The 15,149-nt window shown below is 64.4% G+C and carries 15 protein-coding genes; 8 read left to right on the top strand and 7 right to left on the bottom strand.

Annotated features, from left to right (window positions below; translation table 11 throughout):
• Window positions 1-102: 102 nt before the first annotated feature.
• From P1T08_16600 to P1T08_16585, 4 genes are all read left to right on the top strand, one after another.
• Window positions 103-225 (top strand): hypothetical protein, encoded by a 123-nt coding sequence (locus tag P1T08_16600; GenBank protein MDF1597701.1) that lies wholly within the window; start codon window positions 103-105, stop codon window positions 223-225.
• A gap of 253 nt (window positions 226-478) precedes the next feature.
• Entirely contained in the window at window positions 479-2,416 is a 1,938-nt protein-coding gene (locus P1T08_16595) for a toprim domain-containing protein (GenBank protein ID MDF1597700.1), read from the top strand.
• A gap of 177 nt (window positions 2,417-2,593) precedes the next feature.
• On the top strand, window positions 2,594-3,043 hold the full coding sequence (locus P1T08_16590) for a DUF488 domain-containing protein (GenBank protein ID MDF1597699.1): 450 nt from the start codon (window positions 2,594-2,596) through the stop codon (window positions 3,041-3,043).
• Window positions 3,044-3,060: 17 nt separating this feature from the next.
• On the top strand, window positions 3,061-3,897 hold the full coding sequence (locus P1T08_16585) for a hypothetical protein (GenBank protein ID MDF1597698.1): 837 nt from the start codon (window positions 3,061-3,063) through the stop codon (window positions 3,895-3,897).
• Window positions 3,898-4,016: 119 nt separating this feature from the next.
• Here P1T08_16585 and P1T08_16580 read toward each other — a convergent pair whose 3' ends face one another.
• From P1T08_16580 to P1T08_16570, 3 genes are all read right to left on the bottom strand, one after another.
• Window positions 4,017-5,024, bottom strand: a complete 1,008-nt coding sequence (locus P1T08_16580; GenBank protein MDF1597697.1) for a hypothetical protein — start codon at window positions 5,022-5,024, stop codon at window positions 4,017-4,019.
• An 80-nt stretch (window positions 5,025-5,104) separates the two neighbouring features.
• The gene (locus P1T08_16575; GenBank protein ID MDF1597696.1) at window positions 5,105-8,470 is read right to left on the bottom strand and encodes a LysM peptidoglycan-binding domain-containing protein; all 3,366 of its coding nucleotides are present in this window, start codon (window positions 8,468-8,470) and stop codon (window positions 5,105-5,107) included.
• A complete protein-coding gene (locus P1T08_16570; protein MDF1597695.1) occupies window positions 8,467-8,856 on the bottom strand; it encodes a pilus assembly protein TadG-related protein in 390 nt (129 codons plus the stop codon). Before P1T08_16570 ends, P1T08_16575 begins: the two co-directional genes overlap by 4 nt.
• A gap of 185 nt (window positions 8,857-9,041) precedes the next feature.
• On the opposite strand from P1T08_16570, the gene P1T08_16565 reads away from it, so the two are divergent.
• The 4 genes from P1T08_16565 (at window position 9,042) to P1T08_16550 (ending at window position 12,527) form a co-directional block, all read left to right on the top strand.
• Entirely contained in the window at window positions 9,042-10,130 is a 1,089-nt protein-coding gene (locus tag P1T08_16565; protein ID MDF1597694.1) for a tyrosine-type recombinase/integrase, read from the top strand.
• 4 nt (window positions 10,131-10,134) lie between these two features.
• Window positions 10,135-10,446, top strand: coding sequence for a helix-turn-helix transcriptional regulator (locus P1T08_16560; protein MDF1597693.1), 312 nt, complete (start codon window positions 10,135-10,137; stop codon window positions 10,444-10,446).
• Window positions 10,447-10,880: 434 nt separating this feature from the next.
• Window positions 10,881-12,092, top strand: a complete 1,212-nt coding sequence (locus tag P1T08_16555; GenBank protein ID MDF1597692.1) for a hypothetical protein — start codon at window positions 10,881-10,883, stop codon at window positions 12,090-12,092.
• A gap of 9 nt (window positions 12,093-12,101) precedes the next feature.
• Complete coding sequence (locus P1T08_16550; protein MDF1597691.1) at window positions 12,102-12,527, top strand: YkvA family protein; 426 nt, start codon at window positions 12,102-12,104, stop codon at window positions 12,525-12,527.
• A 5-nt stretch (window positions 12,528-12,532) separates the two neighbouring features.
• Here P1T08_16550 and P1T08_16545 read toward each other — a convergent pair whose 3' ends face one another.
• The 4 genes from P1T08_16545 to P1T08_16530 form a co-directional block, all read right to left on the bottom strand.
• Entirely contained in the window at window positions 12,533-12,979 is a 447-nt protein-coding gene (locus tag P1T08_16545; GenBank protein MDF1597690.1) for a pilus assembly protein, read from the bottom strand.
• Window positions 12,980-12,999: 20 nt separating this feature from the next.
• Entirely contained in the window at window positions 13,000-13,212 is a 213-nt protein-coding gene (locus P1T08_16540) for a hypothetical protein (protein MDF1597689.1), read from the bottom strand.
• A 66-nt stretch (window positions 13,213-13,278) separates the two neighbouring features.
• Window positions 13,279-14,199, bottom strand: a complete 921-nt coding sequence (locus P1T08_16535) for a type II secretion system F family protein (protein ID MDF1597688.1) — start codon at window positions 14,197-14,199, stop codon at window positions 13,279-13,281.
• Window positions 14,196-15,062, bottom strand: a complete 867-nt coding sequence (locus tag P1T08_16530; protein MDF1597687.1) for a hypothetical protein — start codon at window positions 15,060-15,062, stop codon at window positions 14,196-14,198. Before P1T08_16530 ends, P1T08_16535 begins: the two co-directional genes overlap by 4 nt.
• Between the last annotated feature and the right edge of the window lie 87 nt (window positions 15,063-15,149).

Raw genomic sequence — 15,149 nt, 5'->3', positions numbered from 1 at the left:
CCACTCCCACGCGCCCTGACAACACCAACCAAACCACCCAGGGCTTGACACAGGAAGTGTTGCAGGTGCGTGTGGTGCTGAGGGGGGTTGGATGAGAAACGGGTGACAGGGCTGATTGAGTCGTCGGCCGAGGTGACCTGTTGGCGGTGGCGGTTCGACATCGGGTTCCTTCCTTCGATCTGGTTCATGTCGTCGATCGTGGAGGAGGACCCTGTCATTCCGTGATCATTTGGACTGCTCGAGAAGAGGATCTTCAGATGACCTGAGTGAACGGTGTCCGGGCCGCCTCCCGCACGCTCAGTCGTTCCAGAACTGACGACCGATCCAGGCGACTACGCCGGGAGCCCTGTAAACGCTGGTGTCATCGCGGAGTTCGGATCGCCAACCCGCACTCGGACAGGCCAGCCAATCTGAGTTGGAGGTTTCTTGACAGGGCTACTGACACTCTGCTGACAGGGTCAAGGCGCACGATCGAGGGGTGGAATCAGCAGAAAAGACCACCAACCGAAACGACGCCGTTGAGCGACTCCACGAACAGCTGCAGGACTCGCTCCAAGAGCTCGTCACCTCCGAGGACTGGCAGCGTGCCCTGGCCGTCGCCGCTCGCTTCCACGACTACTCGTTCGCCAACACCCGACTGATCTGGGCACAGTCGTTGGCCCGCGGGTTCACCCCGAGCCGGGTGGCCGGCTATCGGGCTTGGCAGGAACTCGACCGTCACGTGCGACGCGGTGAACGGGGACTGCAGATCCTCGCCCCCCTCATCCGCAAGGTCACACCCGAGAATGGTGAAGACGAGGAACGGCGAGTTGTGGGGTTCCGAGTCGTGCACGTCTTCGACATCGCCCAAACCGACGGCGAACCCCTCCCCGAAGTGCCGGTGGCTCTGGTTGAAGGGGATCTTCCCTCCCACTGGGATCAGGTCAGCGAGCTCATCACCGACGCCGGGTTCGAGCTGCAGGTCGCCGACCTCGACCGACTCGGCGAAGCCAACGGCATCACCGACTGGCAACACCGAGATGTCGTGGTGCGTGCCAGTCTTCCCGGGGCGCAACGGTTCAAGACTGCAGTGCACGAACTGGCGCATGTCCGGTTGCACGAACCGACCTCGGACGGCAGGCCGTCGTGTCGGGGGATCGTCGAGGTGGAGGCCGAGTCGGTCGCGTACATGGTGTGCGCAGCCCTGGGGATCGACAGCGCCGGCTACAGCCTCCCATATGTGGCGTCATGGAGCGGAGGCGACCTCACCAAGGTGTCTGCCACTGCCAATCGGGTGATCGGCTGTGCCCGCCAGGTCCTCACCCAGCTCGAGCAGGAACGCCGACTCGAACGCGAGCACATCACAGCCAGTCCCCGTATCGAGGCCCGAGATCGGGAGACCCCGGCGCCGTCGCCGGCGCCGAGAGCAAGGTCGGATCTCGAGACGGTGGTCAGCGCCGCAACCGGGTTCTACCAAGGCCAACTTCGAAAACCGGAGGGAGCGGAGGCACTCGAGTACCTGCGAGGTCGGGGCATCGACAACGAGGCGCTCGATCGCTGGCAGCTGGGCTACGCACCTGGTGCTTGGGAGGCATTGACGTTGGCGCTCCGCCAAGAAGGCTTCAGCGAGGATCTGCTCCTTGAGGCCGGCGTTGCCGGCCGATCGCGAGACGGACGGCTCTACGACCGGATGCGCAGCCGAGTGATCTTCCCCATCCACGACGAGCACGGTACGCCCAGCGGTTTCGCCGGTCGGCTTCTGTCAGGGGACGGACCCAAGTACCTCAACACCCCCGAGACCGCGCTCTACCAGAAACGATCCTTGCTCTACGGCCTCCACCTCGCCCACAAACCGATCCTCGGCGCCGGCAAGGCGGTCCTAGTCGAGGGCTACACCGACACCATCACCGCCCACCAAGCCGGGCTCACCAACGCTGTCGCCACCGGGGGAACCGCGCTGACCGAGGAGCACCTGAAGACACTCGCGAGGATCACAAGCAACGTCACCCTTGCGTTTGATGGGGATCGTGCTGGTCTTCAGGCGGTGGAGCGTGCAGCGGAACTTGGCCGCGCCCACCAGGGCATCCGGCTCCACGTCGCCAGGCTGCCGGAGGGACACGACCCTGCAGACCTGCTCGCAAACGGCGGAAGACACTCGCTTGAAGAAGCCATCGCCAACGCCGCTCCTCTAGAACACCACCTGATCGATCAGATCATCTGCCAACACAACGTCGAAGAGCCCGAAGCCGTGCCCAGGGTTATCCGGGCTGCCCTGCGAGTCGTCAAGACTATCGCCGACTCGGGCGATCGCTCCCGCGCAATCGGGTATCTGGCTAGTCGCATTGACCGAGAGGAGGCCGTCGTCCGGACCTACCTCGACGTCTACGACTCAACGTCGCGCCGCGAGATCTGTCACGGTGGACGAGGCGTCAGTTGAACAGAAACCTCCGAATGCACTCAGCACACGGGCTCTTCGCAGTCGGCCGAACGCCGCCCGAGCATCGGCTCGCAGGAAAGGCACATGCTTCACAGAGTGCAGAAGCTGGCCATAGCCAACCGACTGCGAGCAACCGATGAAAGGGGAACCGTGGGTGTGTCGCCTAGGATCGAGCGTATGACGAGCCTTCCGCGAGGTGCCACGATCGTCTCGATCGGCTACGAACGGCGCACCGTCGATGAACTGGTAGACCTCCTGAAACGAAACCGAGTCGACGTGCTCGTAGACGTACGGCTCAATCCCATTTCCCGCAAGAAGGGCTTCTCGAAGTCGTCGCTGGCACAGACACTCAGTGAGGCCGACATCGGGTACCGCCACGAGCGGCAACTGGGGAACCCTAAGGACAATCGCGATCCGTTTCGCCGAGGGCTCAAGTCCGCGCGAGCCAGGTACCTCCGTCACCTTCACAACGGTGCGTCCTCGACATACCAAGGTGTCATCGCTCTCGCCCACGAAACCCGCATCGCTCTGCTGTGCTTCGAGCGCGACCACGACGAGTGCCATCGCTCTTGCATCCTCGACACTGCCCGGGCCGACGATCCTGCGCTCATGGTCCTCGAGCTGTAGCCCGGCAGGAACACATCATGCCGTCGGAACAAGAACTGTCGGTCATGATCCTGGTCAAGGCTGCGCCCGTTCTGACGTCGGCGCTTCGTGAGAGTATGTGCGTCGCGGCTATGAGTGTCGGTCCTGAGGCACAGTGGATCCGACTCCACCCAGTCCCGTTTCGCGACCTCTCCGATGACTCCAAGTTCCGCAAGTATCAGGAGATCACGGTTCGGGCGGTCCGACCAAACTCTGATCGACGGCCCGAGTCATGGACGCCGATCGAAGGTTCCATCCGCCCCGGGGAAATAATCGGCCGGGACCACGGCTGGTCCACCCGTCGCCAGCGGGTTGCTGCGCTTGGTGAGCACACCATGTGTGACCTGATCGAACAGAACCGCTCCGGGTCCGGTCCCGATACGCCATCGCTCGCCGTCGTTCGTGCGGCGGAGCCTCCTGAACTGCTCATCGACGAACGTGACCAGGATCAACTCGATCGGTGGCGCGAGCGGGCCGCCGCCATTGCCGCCCAGCCCAGCCTTTTTGACAACCAAGACACTCCTCGGCCCGACTTCGAGGTCATCCCATGGCGATTCCGATACAGCTACCGGTGCCTATCACCCAACTGCAACGGGCACAGGCAAACCATCATCGATTGGGAGGCCGTTGCCCTATGGCGCAAAGTGCGCCACCATGTTGATTGGCAAGACAAGATCCGACAGAAGTTCGTCAGCGAACTGTGGGCTGCGGGCCGAGCAAGCGCTCTCTTCGTCGGGAACATGGAACAACGACCATGGAACTTCCTTGTTCTCGGCGTGTTCTGGCCGCCGGTTCAGGGGCTCCAACAATCACTACTCGAATCACGAGACCCTTGAGGTCAGAGCGGACTCGGGCTATGTGGACACAAGGCGCGCCTCGCAGTGCATGCCCACCGACAGGCCACCGAGCCAGAGGATCGACAAGCCGGCCCGATCGGAAGGGGACCGAGCAGTCCCTATGCATACGGATTGAATGTTGGGTTCTCCGCGATGTGTGATTGCAGCCTCTGAAGAGCCGCATCGGAGTAGCGCTGAACAACGCTGCTTCTCGATACTCGGATCGCCTGGTGATACTTCGGATCGCCCTTCAGCTTCAAGACGGTCGCCGCTTTGGCAGTCCAGTTCTGATTCCGACCGATCTTCTCCGCCACCTCGCGAGTGAGATAGGGATAGTCGACCTCGAGCTCCGTCTTCTTGACGACAACAGGCAGTGTTGAGTCCCTCGTGCTGCCCTTACGCAATGTGATGTCGGCGGTGAAGTTCTTGGGCGCCTCGACAGGGACTATTCGCACCATGTCCGCCTGTCGCACAAACTCGCCCAGTTCGAGATGTGGGGAGATCTTGTTCTTTCCTTTGTACTTGGCCTCCACTTGCTTCTCTGTTAGGTACGTAGAGCCATCAAACGCGACCCCACGCTCAAGCAGCCAGACAAGTCGACGGTCAGCGGGGCTCCGCCGCACCCGCGAGATGCTCTTCTGCACCTTGTCCGCGTAGGTAGTGAGATCGACGAAGGAGAGCGAGAGGAAGCTTGCTGGAAGGTCCTTGGCGTGTGCCGGGAACACCGTTCGAACCGTCTCTCGAAAGAACTTGCAGGCAAAGAACAAGAGGTGATGCATGATCTCGTCAGCCACCGGCGGTAGGACGTGGTGGACGGCGGCATGACGGAGGGATATGACCTGCTGAATGGTCTGCGCTTGACTCGCGTCAAGCAGCTTTAGATCCCGGAGCCGCACGACGGCGATCTCGGGTCCGATCGTTTCCCCGCGACGGCCACGCCGTATTGACTGGTGTTTCTGCACAAGTACCGCCTTCGCGAGCAGTTCCCATGCATTCGCGATCAACATGAGCGTGCTCTCGTTCCGGTACGGGTTATGCACCCGGTTGAAACAGTCGACCGCTAGCTCGATGGCTGACTTAGCCGCATCAAGCAGCTGGAGATACTCCCTACGCCGCTGGGTAGCCACGGTTCGAGCAGGCACGAGTGGAATGAACTTGTCCGCAAATGACGGTTGGGGCGCTTCTTCTCAAGATGTGGCCTTCCCGCTCAGCCGACCTGCCGGCGTCCCCGCCTGGTTGCGCGTTCGTAGAGCTCGATCGTTTCGGAGTCTAGGAAGCTGGATGCGTCAGGGCCTTCGTCTGCGTCGACGACTGCCAGCAGCTCCGAATAGACAGCCTCAAGGGCGACCTGGTTGCCCTCGGCGGCTGCTGCTCGCATGAGGTTGCGGTAACAGTGCTCGCACGCTCCGGTGGCCACGAGCCCTCTTCTGGCGGCCCAGGTCGCCTCGGCAGGGTCGTCGTTGGCGAGGGCGTGTTGGGCGAGGCGGTGCGCGGCGTTGTCGATGGCGACGATGGTGTGGGTGATGATCCCGTCGGTGTGTGCCCAGATGTAGGCGTTGCCGGCTCCGGTGAATGGCGTTCCTTCGACTAGTTCGAGCGCGGCCCGTAACTGGTGCGCTTGGTCGGCGCCTGACGTTCGGTCGGCTTGGCGTATGTGTCCAGTGAACTTCTCGATGTCGCTCTGGAGGTGGGGGCTGATCCGATAGATCCCGTCGGCGACGTAGGGAAGGTAGGGCTCACCGTCGGGGCCGAGGCCGAGGGTGGTGCGGGCACGGTAGGTGTGTCGGTTGAGCCGTTGGTAGTCGGGTCGTTGTTCGGGCCACAGGGCTTCCATCAGGGTGTCGGCTTCGACGCCACCGCGGTGGAAGGTGAGGTAGGCGACCAGTTCGGTGCATCTGCGGAGCGCGAAGCGCCCGTCGATCCCTTCGACTCTGAGGGTGCCGAGCACCTTCATTTCGGGGACTTGGGCCGGGAGCTCTTCGCCGGCGGTCTCTTCCTCTGCGAACAATGTCGGTTCGATGGTTTCGTCTGTCGACGTGAGAACGTCATCGACGGCTTCGTTGAGCAGGAGCGGGTCGGTGGTGAGTTCGGGTGGTAGGCCGTCGAGGTCTTTGGCGGCGGTGACGAGGTCGGCCACCGCGGTTTGTTCGGTCAGGGTGAGGTTGCGGCGGGCGTACGTCTGGCCGAGTGGATCGACTCGCACGGTGTCGTCTTCGACGTGGAGTCGCCACCGGTCCCCGGTCGGGTAGCCGACGACTGCGGCGACACCTCGACCGGCGTGGGCGGTGATGAGAACTCTGTTCGCCTCGTCGGGGGCGTCGGCTGTGGGGTGGAAGATGATGATCGGGTCCCAGGTATCGCCTACCGACGAGATCCGACCGTGCAGAGGCGATGGGGATGCGACCCGAGCGGCCGCTGCAGCTTTGGCTGCGAGCGTGGGCAGGATCTCGCTCAGGTCGTCTACTGCATGTATGCGTTCGAGGTGGTTGAGGTCGGTCCCGAATCCGATGCAGATGATCTGGAGTTCGTCGGCGATGGGGCTGGTGGCGAGCTCGGTGGCCATCGTGTAGCAGGTGGCTGTGACGTCGTCGGGGTTGCCGGTTATCTGGGTGGCTCCGAGGTATTCGAGGTCGAGGAGGAGCTGGGTGTGGTCTCCGTGTCCGACGGTGACCAGCGCCGGGTAGGGCGCTGGCACACCGGCGGCTTTGTCGCGGAGCCTGTCGATGTCGGTGTCGGTGGGAATGGTCCAGCTGCGTCCTTCGTCGTCGATCTGCCAGCCGGGGGGTGGTTCTTGGTGTGGGGTCCACAAGAGCACTCGCAGTATGTCGGGGGTGAGGTGGACACCGACGACTTGTGGTGGCGGGATGTGGGAGGCGATGACGTCTCGGGCCATGGCGCGTAAGGCGAGGTCGAGGAACTCGGTGGCGGTGGGGGCGGCGGCACTTCGGATCATTGCCTCGGCTGTGGCGGCGTCCGGGGGCGGGGGTGTGGGGATGGTGCCGGGTCGGCGGTGCCTCAGCTGTGCCGTTCGGAGCCGGCGGAGGAGGGCGACGATCCCGGCTGCGAGGATTCCGAGGCCTGCGAGGGTGCTGGCAACGGGGAGCAGCTCGCCGGCGAGATTCCCGTCGTCTAGGTCGTCGGCAGCGTCCGTTCCATCAGGCTGGGTGATTGGCTCAGGCGGCTCGTGGCTATCGGTGGGGTCGGTCGGCGTTGTCGTGTTGGCGTTCGGGTTGGGCAGCGTTGTTGCAGCTGGGAGGTCGGGCGGAAGGGTGGTCGGGGCGGTGTCGGGCTTGTCTGGAGGTGAAGGTGCGGTTTCGGGCGGGGCGGGGGTTTCGAGCCCGGTGTCGGGTTCGGCGGGGTTGTGGGGGTCGTTGGGGATGGCCGGCAGCCCGAATCTCTGGCCGGGGTGGATGAGATTCGGGTCGTGAGGTGGCGCAAGCCGGTCCCGGTTGACATCGACGAGGGTGTTCCAGTAGCGGGTGGTTTCTGTGGTGGTGGGGGTTCGGTCCCATGCGTCAGAAAGGGCCGTCTCAGCGATGCTCCAGAAGCTGTCACCCGCTTCGACGGTGGCCTCGGCGACTCCCTGCTCCTGATGCTGATCCAACACCGTTGGCTCGCCTGAGTCGGCCTGGGAGTCGGTGGGGATGGGGGGCAGTTCGAATCGTTGGTCCGGGTAGATGAGGTCGGGGTCGTACGGTGGCACCAGCCGTTCTCGGTTGGTGTCGACGAGGGGCCGCCAATACTCGGATGTTTCGGACTCGGTGGGTGGACGCCCCCACGCGGTTGTGAGGGTGGCCTCGGCAATCGTCCAGAAGTTGCCTCCTGGTGCCACGGTGACCACGCTTGCGGCCGCTTTCGCATCGTCTTCGTTGGGAGTGCTTGCGTCGTCCGGTAGGACGAGCAGCCAGCCGGGGGTGAGATCATTTGTGGTCTCTGCGAAGCTGTGGCCGTCGGGCATGGCCCGTCCTTCATTGAGTGCCCGGATCTCGGTCCATCGTCGACCGTCTCCGAGGGTGGTCTCGGCGATGCTCCATAGCGTGTCGTGGCGCATCACCTGGTATGTGGGTCGGTGGGATTCGGCCTTTTGCGGCTGGGGGGACTCGGCCCATCCAGGCCTCGATGTCTCTTTACCCAGGTCCACGGCCGGATAGCTTGACGCCAGAGTGAATTCGGCTGGAAGTGGAGTCGCCGTGGCTGGGACGGCGCGGAGCGGACCGAGAGTGGCGGCGGCGAGCGTGATGGCAGCGACGAGCTGAGCGACAGCCGGCTGCAGTCCTGGTAGGACGGGTAGGCGGCGGGCGGTTCTGCCTCGGACAGCCGCGACGACCTCGGTGGCGAGGGTCGCGACGAGTTGGGCCCATACGATCCAGACAATCACGGCCAAGGCGTTGATGAGGAGTTGCGGGTCAATCCCGCTCCGGAAAGCGAGTTGGATCTGGTCGGGGGTTGGGAGGCTGGTGGGCAGTGGCCATCCCACATATGCGACCAAACCGGTGGGAACTCCAATGATGAACGCGACAACGATGATGAGGGCTCCGACGCCGCGGATCATGTTGTTGAGGTGTCGCATCATGGCTCCTGGGTGATGGCGGCTGCGGTCTCCGTAGCGGTAACGGTGATCGCTCCGGTGGGAAGGAGGACGGGATCGACGGTGAGCTCGACGGTGACGGTGATGGTGTCGCCGACCACGGAGATCTCAGTTGCGGTGTGCCCCAGGGATGTCAGGTATTGGTCGACTCGATCGGCTGCATCGGCGGGTTGGAGGGTCAGGTCGCCGGTTGTGCGAAGGGTGTCGAGGTCGACGCCTTGGGCGCCCGCCCGGGCAGCGTTGTCGGCCAATTGGCTTGCCTCTCTGAGGGCGTTGACCTTGCGGCCACCGTCGATGGCGAGCCCTGCAGCCATCAGGAGGGCGAGAGCTATGACTGCCAGGAAAGTGGAGACCGCTCCGCGCTCATTCATGGGCTGGCTCCGGCATTTGTAGGAAGTGCTTTGAGTTCTCATCTCATGTCTCCCCCCTGGAAGCGGCAACTCACAGGCCCGTCGCCCACCCTTCGTCTCGTGAGAAAATCCGACAGTCCTTCGGGATTCCCGGCTATTTTTCGGGATTCATGACGGTGTGTCGGTCTGGGTGAAGTGAGGTGGCGATGTCGTTGGCGGTGGTTCGGTCGTTGGGCACGGCTCGTAGCTTGCGGTCGCCGCAGGAGCTTGAGGATTTCGAGCAGGAGCTTGTCGACCAGTTCTCGCTGGCGGCCGCAGGTGCGGGTGTGACCGATCGTCACGTTTCGGTGGATCGCACGATCGTTTTCGAGTTCATTCGCTTCCTCGGCCGACCGGTGTGGACGGCCACGCCTGAGGATGCGGACCGGTATCTGGTGTGGCTGCGGCGAGACCGCGGGCAAGCCAAGTCGACGGTGCAGGCAAAGGCCTGGACTCTGGGCCGCTTCTTTGACTTTGTTGTCGGCCGCTACCAGGGCGACATCCACGCCCTCACCGGCACAGTGGTGGTCCAGCCGATCGACGAGTTCAACCGGCCGGCCAAAGCCGACTACGGGGGTTCGCCGCGAGTCCCGCCCTCGAGCGACGAGGTGGAGGGGCTTTTCGTCGCCTGGCGGGAGGTTCTGCCCGACGCCAGGAAGTTCCTGCCCGCCGCCCGTGACTATCTGGCTGCATCGTTGTGGCGTCGCTGCGGGCTTCGGATCGGCGAAACGGTGATGCTCGACCTCCGCGATTGGCGTCCCGACCTCGGCGAGCACGGCAAACTGCATGTCCGATTCGGGAAGGGCAGCAACGGTCGGGGCCCGAAGACCCGGCTGGTCCCAGCTATCAACTCGGTTGATGAGTTGCTGGTGTGGTGGCTCACCGATGTGCGCCACCAGTTCGGTGACGACTGGGACGACCCCGACGCTCCTCTCCTCCCGAGCGAACGTCGGGACCGGCTGACGACACGATGCGGACGGATAGGACCCGAGGCGCTGCGAGCCGGACTGGCTCATGCGGTGGGACGTTGGTTGCCCGCTTGGAGTGGACGGCTGACACCCCACGGGCTCCGTCATTTCTGCGCCTCGTCTCTCTATGAGCGAGGCATGGACCTCAAGGCCATCCAAGAGCTGTTGGGTCACGAGTGGCTGTCCACCACCACCCGATACATCCATGTTCACGACAACCACATCGAACAAGCCTGGGCTGCTGCCAACCAGCGGGTAGCTGCCCGGTTTGGCGAGGAAACGAGGTGAGATCATGCGTTGGAATCTGCGAATGAAGGCCGCCGAGGAGGGCATCTGGAAGTCCACCGAGATGCGACGCCGACTAGCAGATGCCGGTCTGGAGATCAGCGCAGGGAAGATGTCGGCGCTGTGGACGGGAACACCCACCACCATCCGCCTTGACGACCTCGACGTGTTCTGCCATGTGCTCGACTGCGGTCCGGATGATCTGCTGATCCCCGAACCGGACAAGGTCGAAGCCACCAAACCCACCACGGCAGCCACCGCCGAACAGGGGACAACGCCGATCCGACCCGGCCGGAACCGGACCAAGCCACCGGCTTGACCCGACCTAGAGCATGCACCGGATGTGGTGTGAAGCCGGTCGCCACCAAACGCCACCAGTTCTGTTTCACCTGTCAGCCCGGAGGGTCGTTCCCAGAGCCTCCCTGCCGCCGGTGCGGATCGGTCGACGACTATTACTCGGCCGGGTTGTGCGCCCGCTGCCACCAGTACGCACCGCAACAGCCCGGATCGTGTGAGGACTGTCACGCCTGGGGGGTTGCCCGACAGCAACAGGGCGTGTGCTACGGCTGTCGAAACTGGCGGAAGTCGCATCCCATCCCGGGTCCATGCACGATCTGCAGCCGCTGGCGTCCTGTCGACTCCCGCCGTCTGTGCCGTCTCTGCTGGCGGCAGGCCGCCAACCAACGGCGACCCCAACAGCCACTCGACCCGGTCGCCGCCAACCGGTGCGGACAGCAGCTCTTCTTCGCCGACATGCACCGCCAAGCCCGCAACCGCGCCCCAGCAGCACCAGCCAGCCCACCAACCTCCTCGTCTTCGACCACCACCCCCCATCACCTCCGTCAGCAGCTCGACCTGTTCGACCAGCCCGATCCGAGGCTGGAAATCCTCGAGAGCATCTCCCGAGACCGCGCCGTTCGTTTTGGATGGAGCAAGGTCACCCTCAAACGAGTCCTCGCCGGCATCAGAACCCTGTGCAGACTCCACCCTGCCGCTGACACGATCAGAGCCACCGACGTGGCCGCCCTCACCGCCCGCGGCCTGCCCGTCAGCCAATGCCTCGATCTGTTCGCCGCGGCGGAGATGCTCCACGACGACCGCACCCCCGCCATCGAAGCCTGGTTCGCTCGACAGGTTGCCGACCTTCCCGAAGCCATGGTCAGCGAGCTCCAACTCTGGTTCGATGTCCTCTCCAACGGGAGCACCCAACCGCCCCGTAGCCGGCCACGGTCGCCGATCACCATCAAGACCCGTCTGGCCTGGGCGCTGCCCACCCTCAAAGCATGGGCCTACCAGGGTCATCAGTCCCTCCGAGAGATCAGCCGCCAAGACGTCGAAGTGGCTCTCCCGGCCGGCGGAAACCCTCGAGCCACCCTCGGGTACGCCCTCCGATCCATCTTCGGCACCCTCAAAGCCCACAAGACGATCTTCACCAACCCGACCAGCCGCATCGATGTAGGGACCATCGACCGGCACCAGCCCCTCCCCCTGGACCCCGACCAGATACGGGAAGCCTTCACTTCTACCGATCCCGGTCGGGCGGTGCTTGCCGGCCTCATCGCCTTCCACGGCATCCGATCCAAAGAGATCCGTGACTTGGCGCTCACCGACCTTCGTGACGGTCGACTCCATCTCCCCGACCGCACGATTCCGCTCGCCGAGCCGGTCAAGACACGACTCGCCGTCTGGCTCGACTATCGCAACGACCGGTGGCCCCATACTGCTAACCCGCACCTGTTCATCCACCACAGAACGGCCACCGGCACTGGACCGGTCGGCAGCCGGTGGGTTGGCCTCGCCCTCGGCTTCTCCCCCGACGCCCTCCGCCAAGACCGGATCCTCGACGAAGCTTTGGCCACCAGCGGCGACGTCCGACGGATCAGTGACCTGTTCGGTGTCACCGTCAAGACCGCGGAGCGATACGCCCGCGTTCTCGACCCTCCCGGACTCAGGGCCCATGTTTAGGATCGGCTCATGAGCTGGTGGGGATGGATCGGTCTCACCGCCGGCGTCCTCATCGTCGCCGTCACCGCAGCCGCGTTGACGGCTCGACGGAGTCGCACGGCGCTGATCGAACTGGCGCGCCTCATTCCCCTTTGCCTCGCCTTGCTCCGCGACATCATGAGGGACCCGCTTGTGCCGCGCCGGGCCAAGATCGCCCCCGCCCTCGTCGTCGCCTACCTGGCGATGCCGTTCGATCTCGTACCGGACTTCATTCCTGTCCTCGGCTACCTCGACGATGCCCTGATCGTCGCCTGGGTGATCCGACATCTGATCAAAGCCACCGGGCATCAGCGACTTGAGACCCATTGGAAAGGCGACCCTCAAACCTTGGAGCGCATCATTCGGCTCCTGCGCATTCCACCCGCCCCCAGTTCTCCAACCCAAGGGTCCGCATAACCGCATCACCGACCACCAGTCCCTGAGTCCAACCCGACCAACCCTTCAGTAATCCCGAACCGCTCGTCTTCCGGTATGAAGCGTTCGATCGGACCAGCTGCTCGGGCGGTGACCTGCCAGTCGAATCCGGGGAGGAGTCGGGGCGCCCTGCCGGTCACCTCGACGCTGACGGTGACGGTGGTGCGGGTGACGGTCACCTGCGGTTCGGTGATGTTGCCGGCGGCGTCGAGAAACCATTCGGCGGCTCGAACCCCGTCCTCTTCAGTGGCGGTGACGACCTGGGCGGCGTCGACTGCCTCTCGGGCGGCGGCATCGGCGATCTGATCGGCGTGCCACCACAACGCGATCTGGAATGGGACCAGGACGAGCGCGATCAGCACCGGCATGATCACAGCCAGCTCGGTGGACGTGAGGCCGTCCTCGGCCTTTCCTCGTCTGTTCGGCGCTCTCACGACCTCTCCCCCACTGCCTTTCAGGGGGTGGGTACGTTGTCGGGGATCGCTTCGGCGTTGGATCGCATCTTGGCGATCAAGATGATTCCGGCGGCGACGGCGATCGTGACGAGGACTCCGGTGAGGACGGCTGCCTCGGTTGACATCGCTCCTCTCTCATCGCGGACCTGGACTCCCAGTCTGCTGAGGCCAACTTCGATCAGCAGGCGGGTGTAGTCGATGTAGGCGGTCATATCAGTCGCTCCTTCCGTAGCGGGTCGTTTGGTCTCGCCGAGGGTGCTGGATTCGTTTCGTAGGTGTCATGGGACTGTCCCCGGCGTGGAGATCGCTTGGACGACGCCAAAGCCGATGAAGAGGATCATGCCGACGACCAGGGTGACGACGGGCAGGAGCATCTTTTCGGTGGCGGCTTCGGCTTGGGCTTCGATGGCGGCGGTCTGACTGTTGCGCATGGAATCTGCTTTGGCGGCGAGAGACGCCCGGATGCGGGCACCCTGATCGCCAGCCAGGTGAGCCGATGCGGCGAGTTCGCGCAGTTCGTCGACACCCAACTCCTGTCCGAGTTGGTCGAAGACCTCCCACGGGGTGTGGTTGGTGAGGCGAGCTTTGCGCAAGGCCGATCGGATTTCGGTGAACGCCCACCCATCTCCGAGGTCGGCGGAAGTTTGAAGGGCGGTCTCGAGTCCGCCCCCGCCGGCCAGGATGATGGTGACGAGGTCCAGGTAGGCGGACAGGGAGTGGCGGAAGTCGCGGCGGCGACGTTCTATCCGCTCCGACAACCCGAGATCCGGCCACACGAAGCCACCGATGCACAACCCGACCGCCAGAACAGCCACCCACCCGACCGGCACCGTCACTCCCCCGGCGGCGAGGATGGCGGCGAAGCCGAGGGGGAGGAACAATCCTGCGAGTCCGCCGAGCATCTTCTCGTAGGCATGTATTTCGACTGGCTTGCCGAGAGCTCGGAGACGCTGGCGGAGCCCTCCGAGGTCGACCAGTCCGGTTGCCTCGAACAAGCTGATTGTTGCCCGACCGATCCGGTTGCTTATCGTCGTCGTCGTCGTCGACGTCGTGTCCGACTCGACGAGGGTTGGGCGCGGTCGACTCAGGTCCGCGAGTGCCCGCTGGAGTGGCACCGGTCGAGGGAACACGGCCCTTGCGGCCAGGAAGACACCGAGCCCGATCCCCGCCCCTGCGACCATCACCGCCAGCGCCGTCATCGGATCTGCTCCTGATGTGAGATGTGCCGGAGCGTGAAGCGCTCGGGTGCTTCGAGTTGGCTGTAGTGGTGAAGCATCGCCCCGGCACCGAAGAACACGGCCATCACCACCACCAGCCAGCCCTGGCCGGCGGCAGTGTCGTAGGGTTCGAGCAGGTGCCGGGCGAAGACGTATAGGAAGACGACGGTGGCGGTGGTGGTGGCGACCGCGATCCGGGCGGAGGTGCGGATCCGTGCTCGGCCGATCTCGATGCGGGTACGCATGCGAACGTCTCCCCGGATGGCCTCGGCCAGGCGAGCCAGCAGCCCACCGAGGTCCCGCGCTTCGAGGCGGGCGGCAGCAGCCAGGGCGGCGACGATCAGGTCGGCGGACGAGTGGTTCAGGTCGGAAGCGAGAGCGTCGAGGGCGGTTTCGAGTGGCTGATGCCGGAGCCGGTGGGCGAAGGTCTCGAGTTGGGGTTTGATGGCGGCAGGAGCGACGGCTGCGGTTTGGATGAGTGACTCCTCGAGACCGGAGGCTCCGGCCATGGTGTCCCTAATCATGTCTGCCCAGGTGGCGATGGCATCGGCGGTAGCCGTCTCCTTCCCACGGCGGCTGGTGCCGCCTAATGCTGCCGGGCCTACGAGCATGCCGATTGCGGTGCCGAGTCCGGCTACCGGCCAGCCGGTTACCAGCCCGACGACCATGCCGACGAGGAGTGCTGCGGCAAGCCATGAGGCAGCCCGTTCCGGCGGTACCGCTTTAGGGACCAGGCGCCCGGTGTCGGGCACAACCCGGACGCCTCGCAACGCGGTGATCCCCAGCCAGATCCCGAACCCGGCTGCGGCGCCTACACCGGCGGCGAGGAGGAGTTCCATGGTCACCACCCTCCTGAAAGGGGCGCTTCGGAATTGAGCGGGGTGTAGGGGTTCCCGGTTGATTAGGAGGGCTCTGCCAATCTGATGGTTACT

It is taken from the genome of Acidimicrobiia bacterium, assembly GCA_029210695.1.
Lineage (GTDB): Bacteria > Actinomycetota > Acidimicrobiia > Spongiisociales > JAHEDJ01 > JAHEDJ01.
This window is presented reverse-complemented; position numbering and strand designations above follow the sequence as displayed.

Coding starts and splice junctions, on each gene's coding strand:
- P1T08_16590 (MDF1597699.1), top strand. CDS start 2,594: ATGACGAGCCTTCCGCGAGGTGCCACGATCGTCTCGATCGGCTACGAA.
- P1T08_16585 (MDF1597698.1), top strand. CDS start 3,061: ATGCCGTCGGAACAAGAACTGTCGGTCATGATCCTGGTCAAGGCTGCG.
- P1T08_16575 (MDF1597696.1), bottom strand. CDS start 8,470: ATGATGCGACACCTCAACAACATGATCCGCGGCGTCGGAGCCCTCATC.
- P1T08_16570 (MDF1597695.1), bottom strand. CDS start 8,856: ATGAATGAGCGCGGAGCGGTCTCCACTTTCCTGGCAGTCATAGCTCTC.
- P1T08_16565 (MDF1597694.1), top strand. CDS start 9,042: ATGTCGTTGGCGGTGGTTCGGTCGTTGGGCACGGCTCGTAGCTTGCGG.
- P1T08_16560 (MDF1597693.1), top strand. CDS start 10,135: ATGCGTTGGAATCTGCGAATGAAGGCCGCCGAGGAGGGCATCTGGAAG.
- P1T08_16555 (MDF1597692.1), top strand. CDS start 10,881: ATGCACCGCCAAGCCCGCAACCGCGCCCCAGCAGCACCAGCCAGCCCA.
- P1T08_16550 (MDF1597691.1), top strand. CDS start 12,102: ATGAGCTGGTGGGGATGGATCGGTCTCACCGCCGGCGTCCTCATCGTC.
- P1T08_16540 (MDF1597689.1), bottom strand. CDS start 13,212: ATGACCGCCTACATCGACTACACCCGCCTGCTGATCGAAGTTGGCCTC.
- P1T08_16535 (MDF1597688.1), bottom strand. CDS start 14,199: ATGACGGCGCTGGCGGTGATGGTCGCAGGGGCGGGGATCGGGCTCGGT.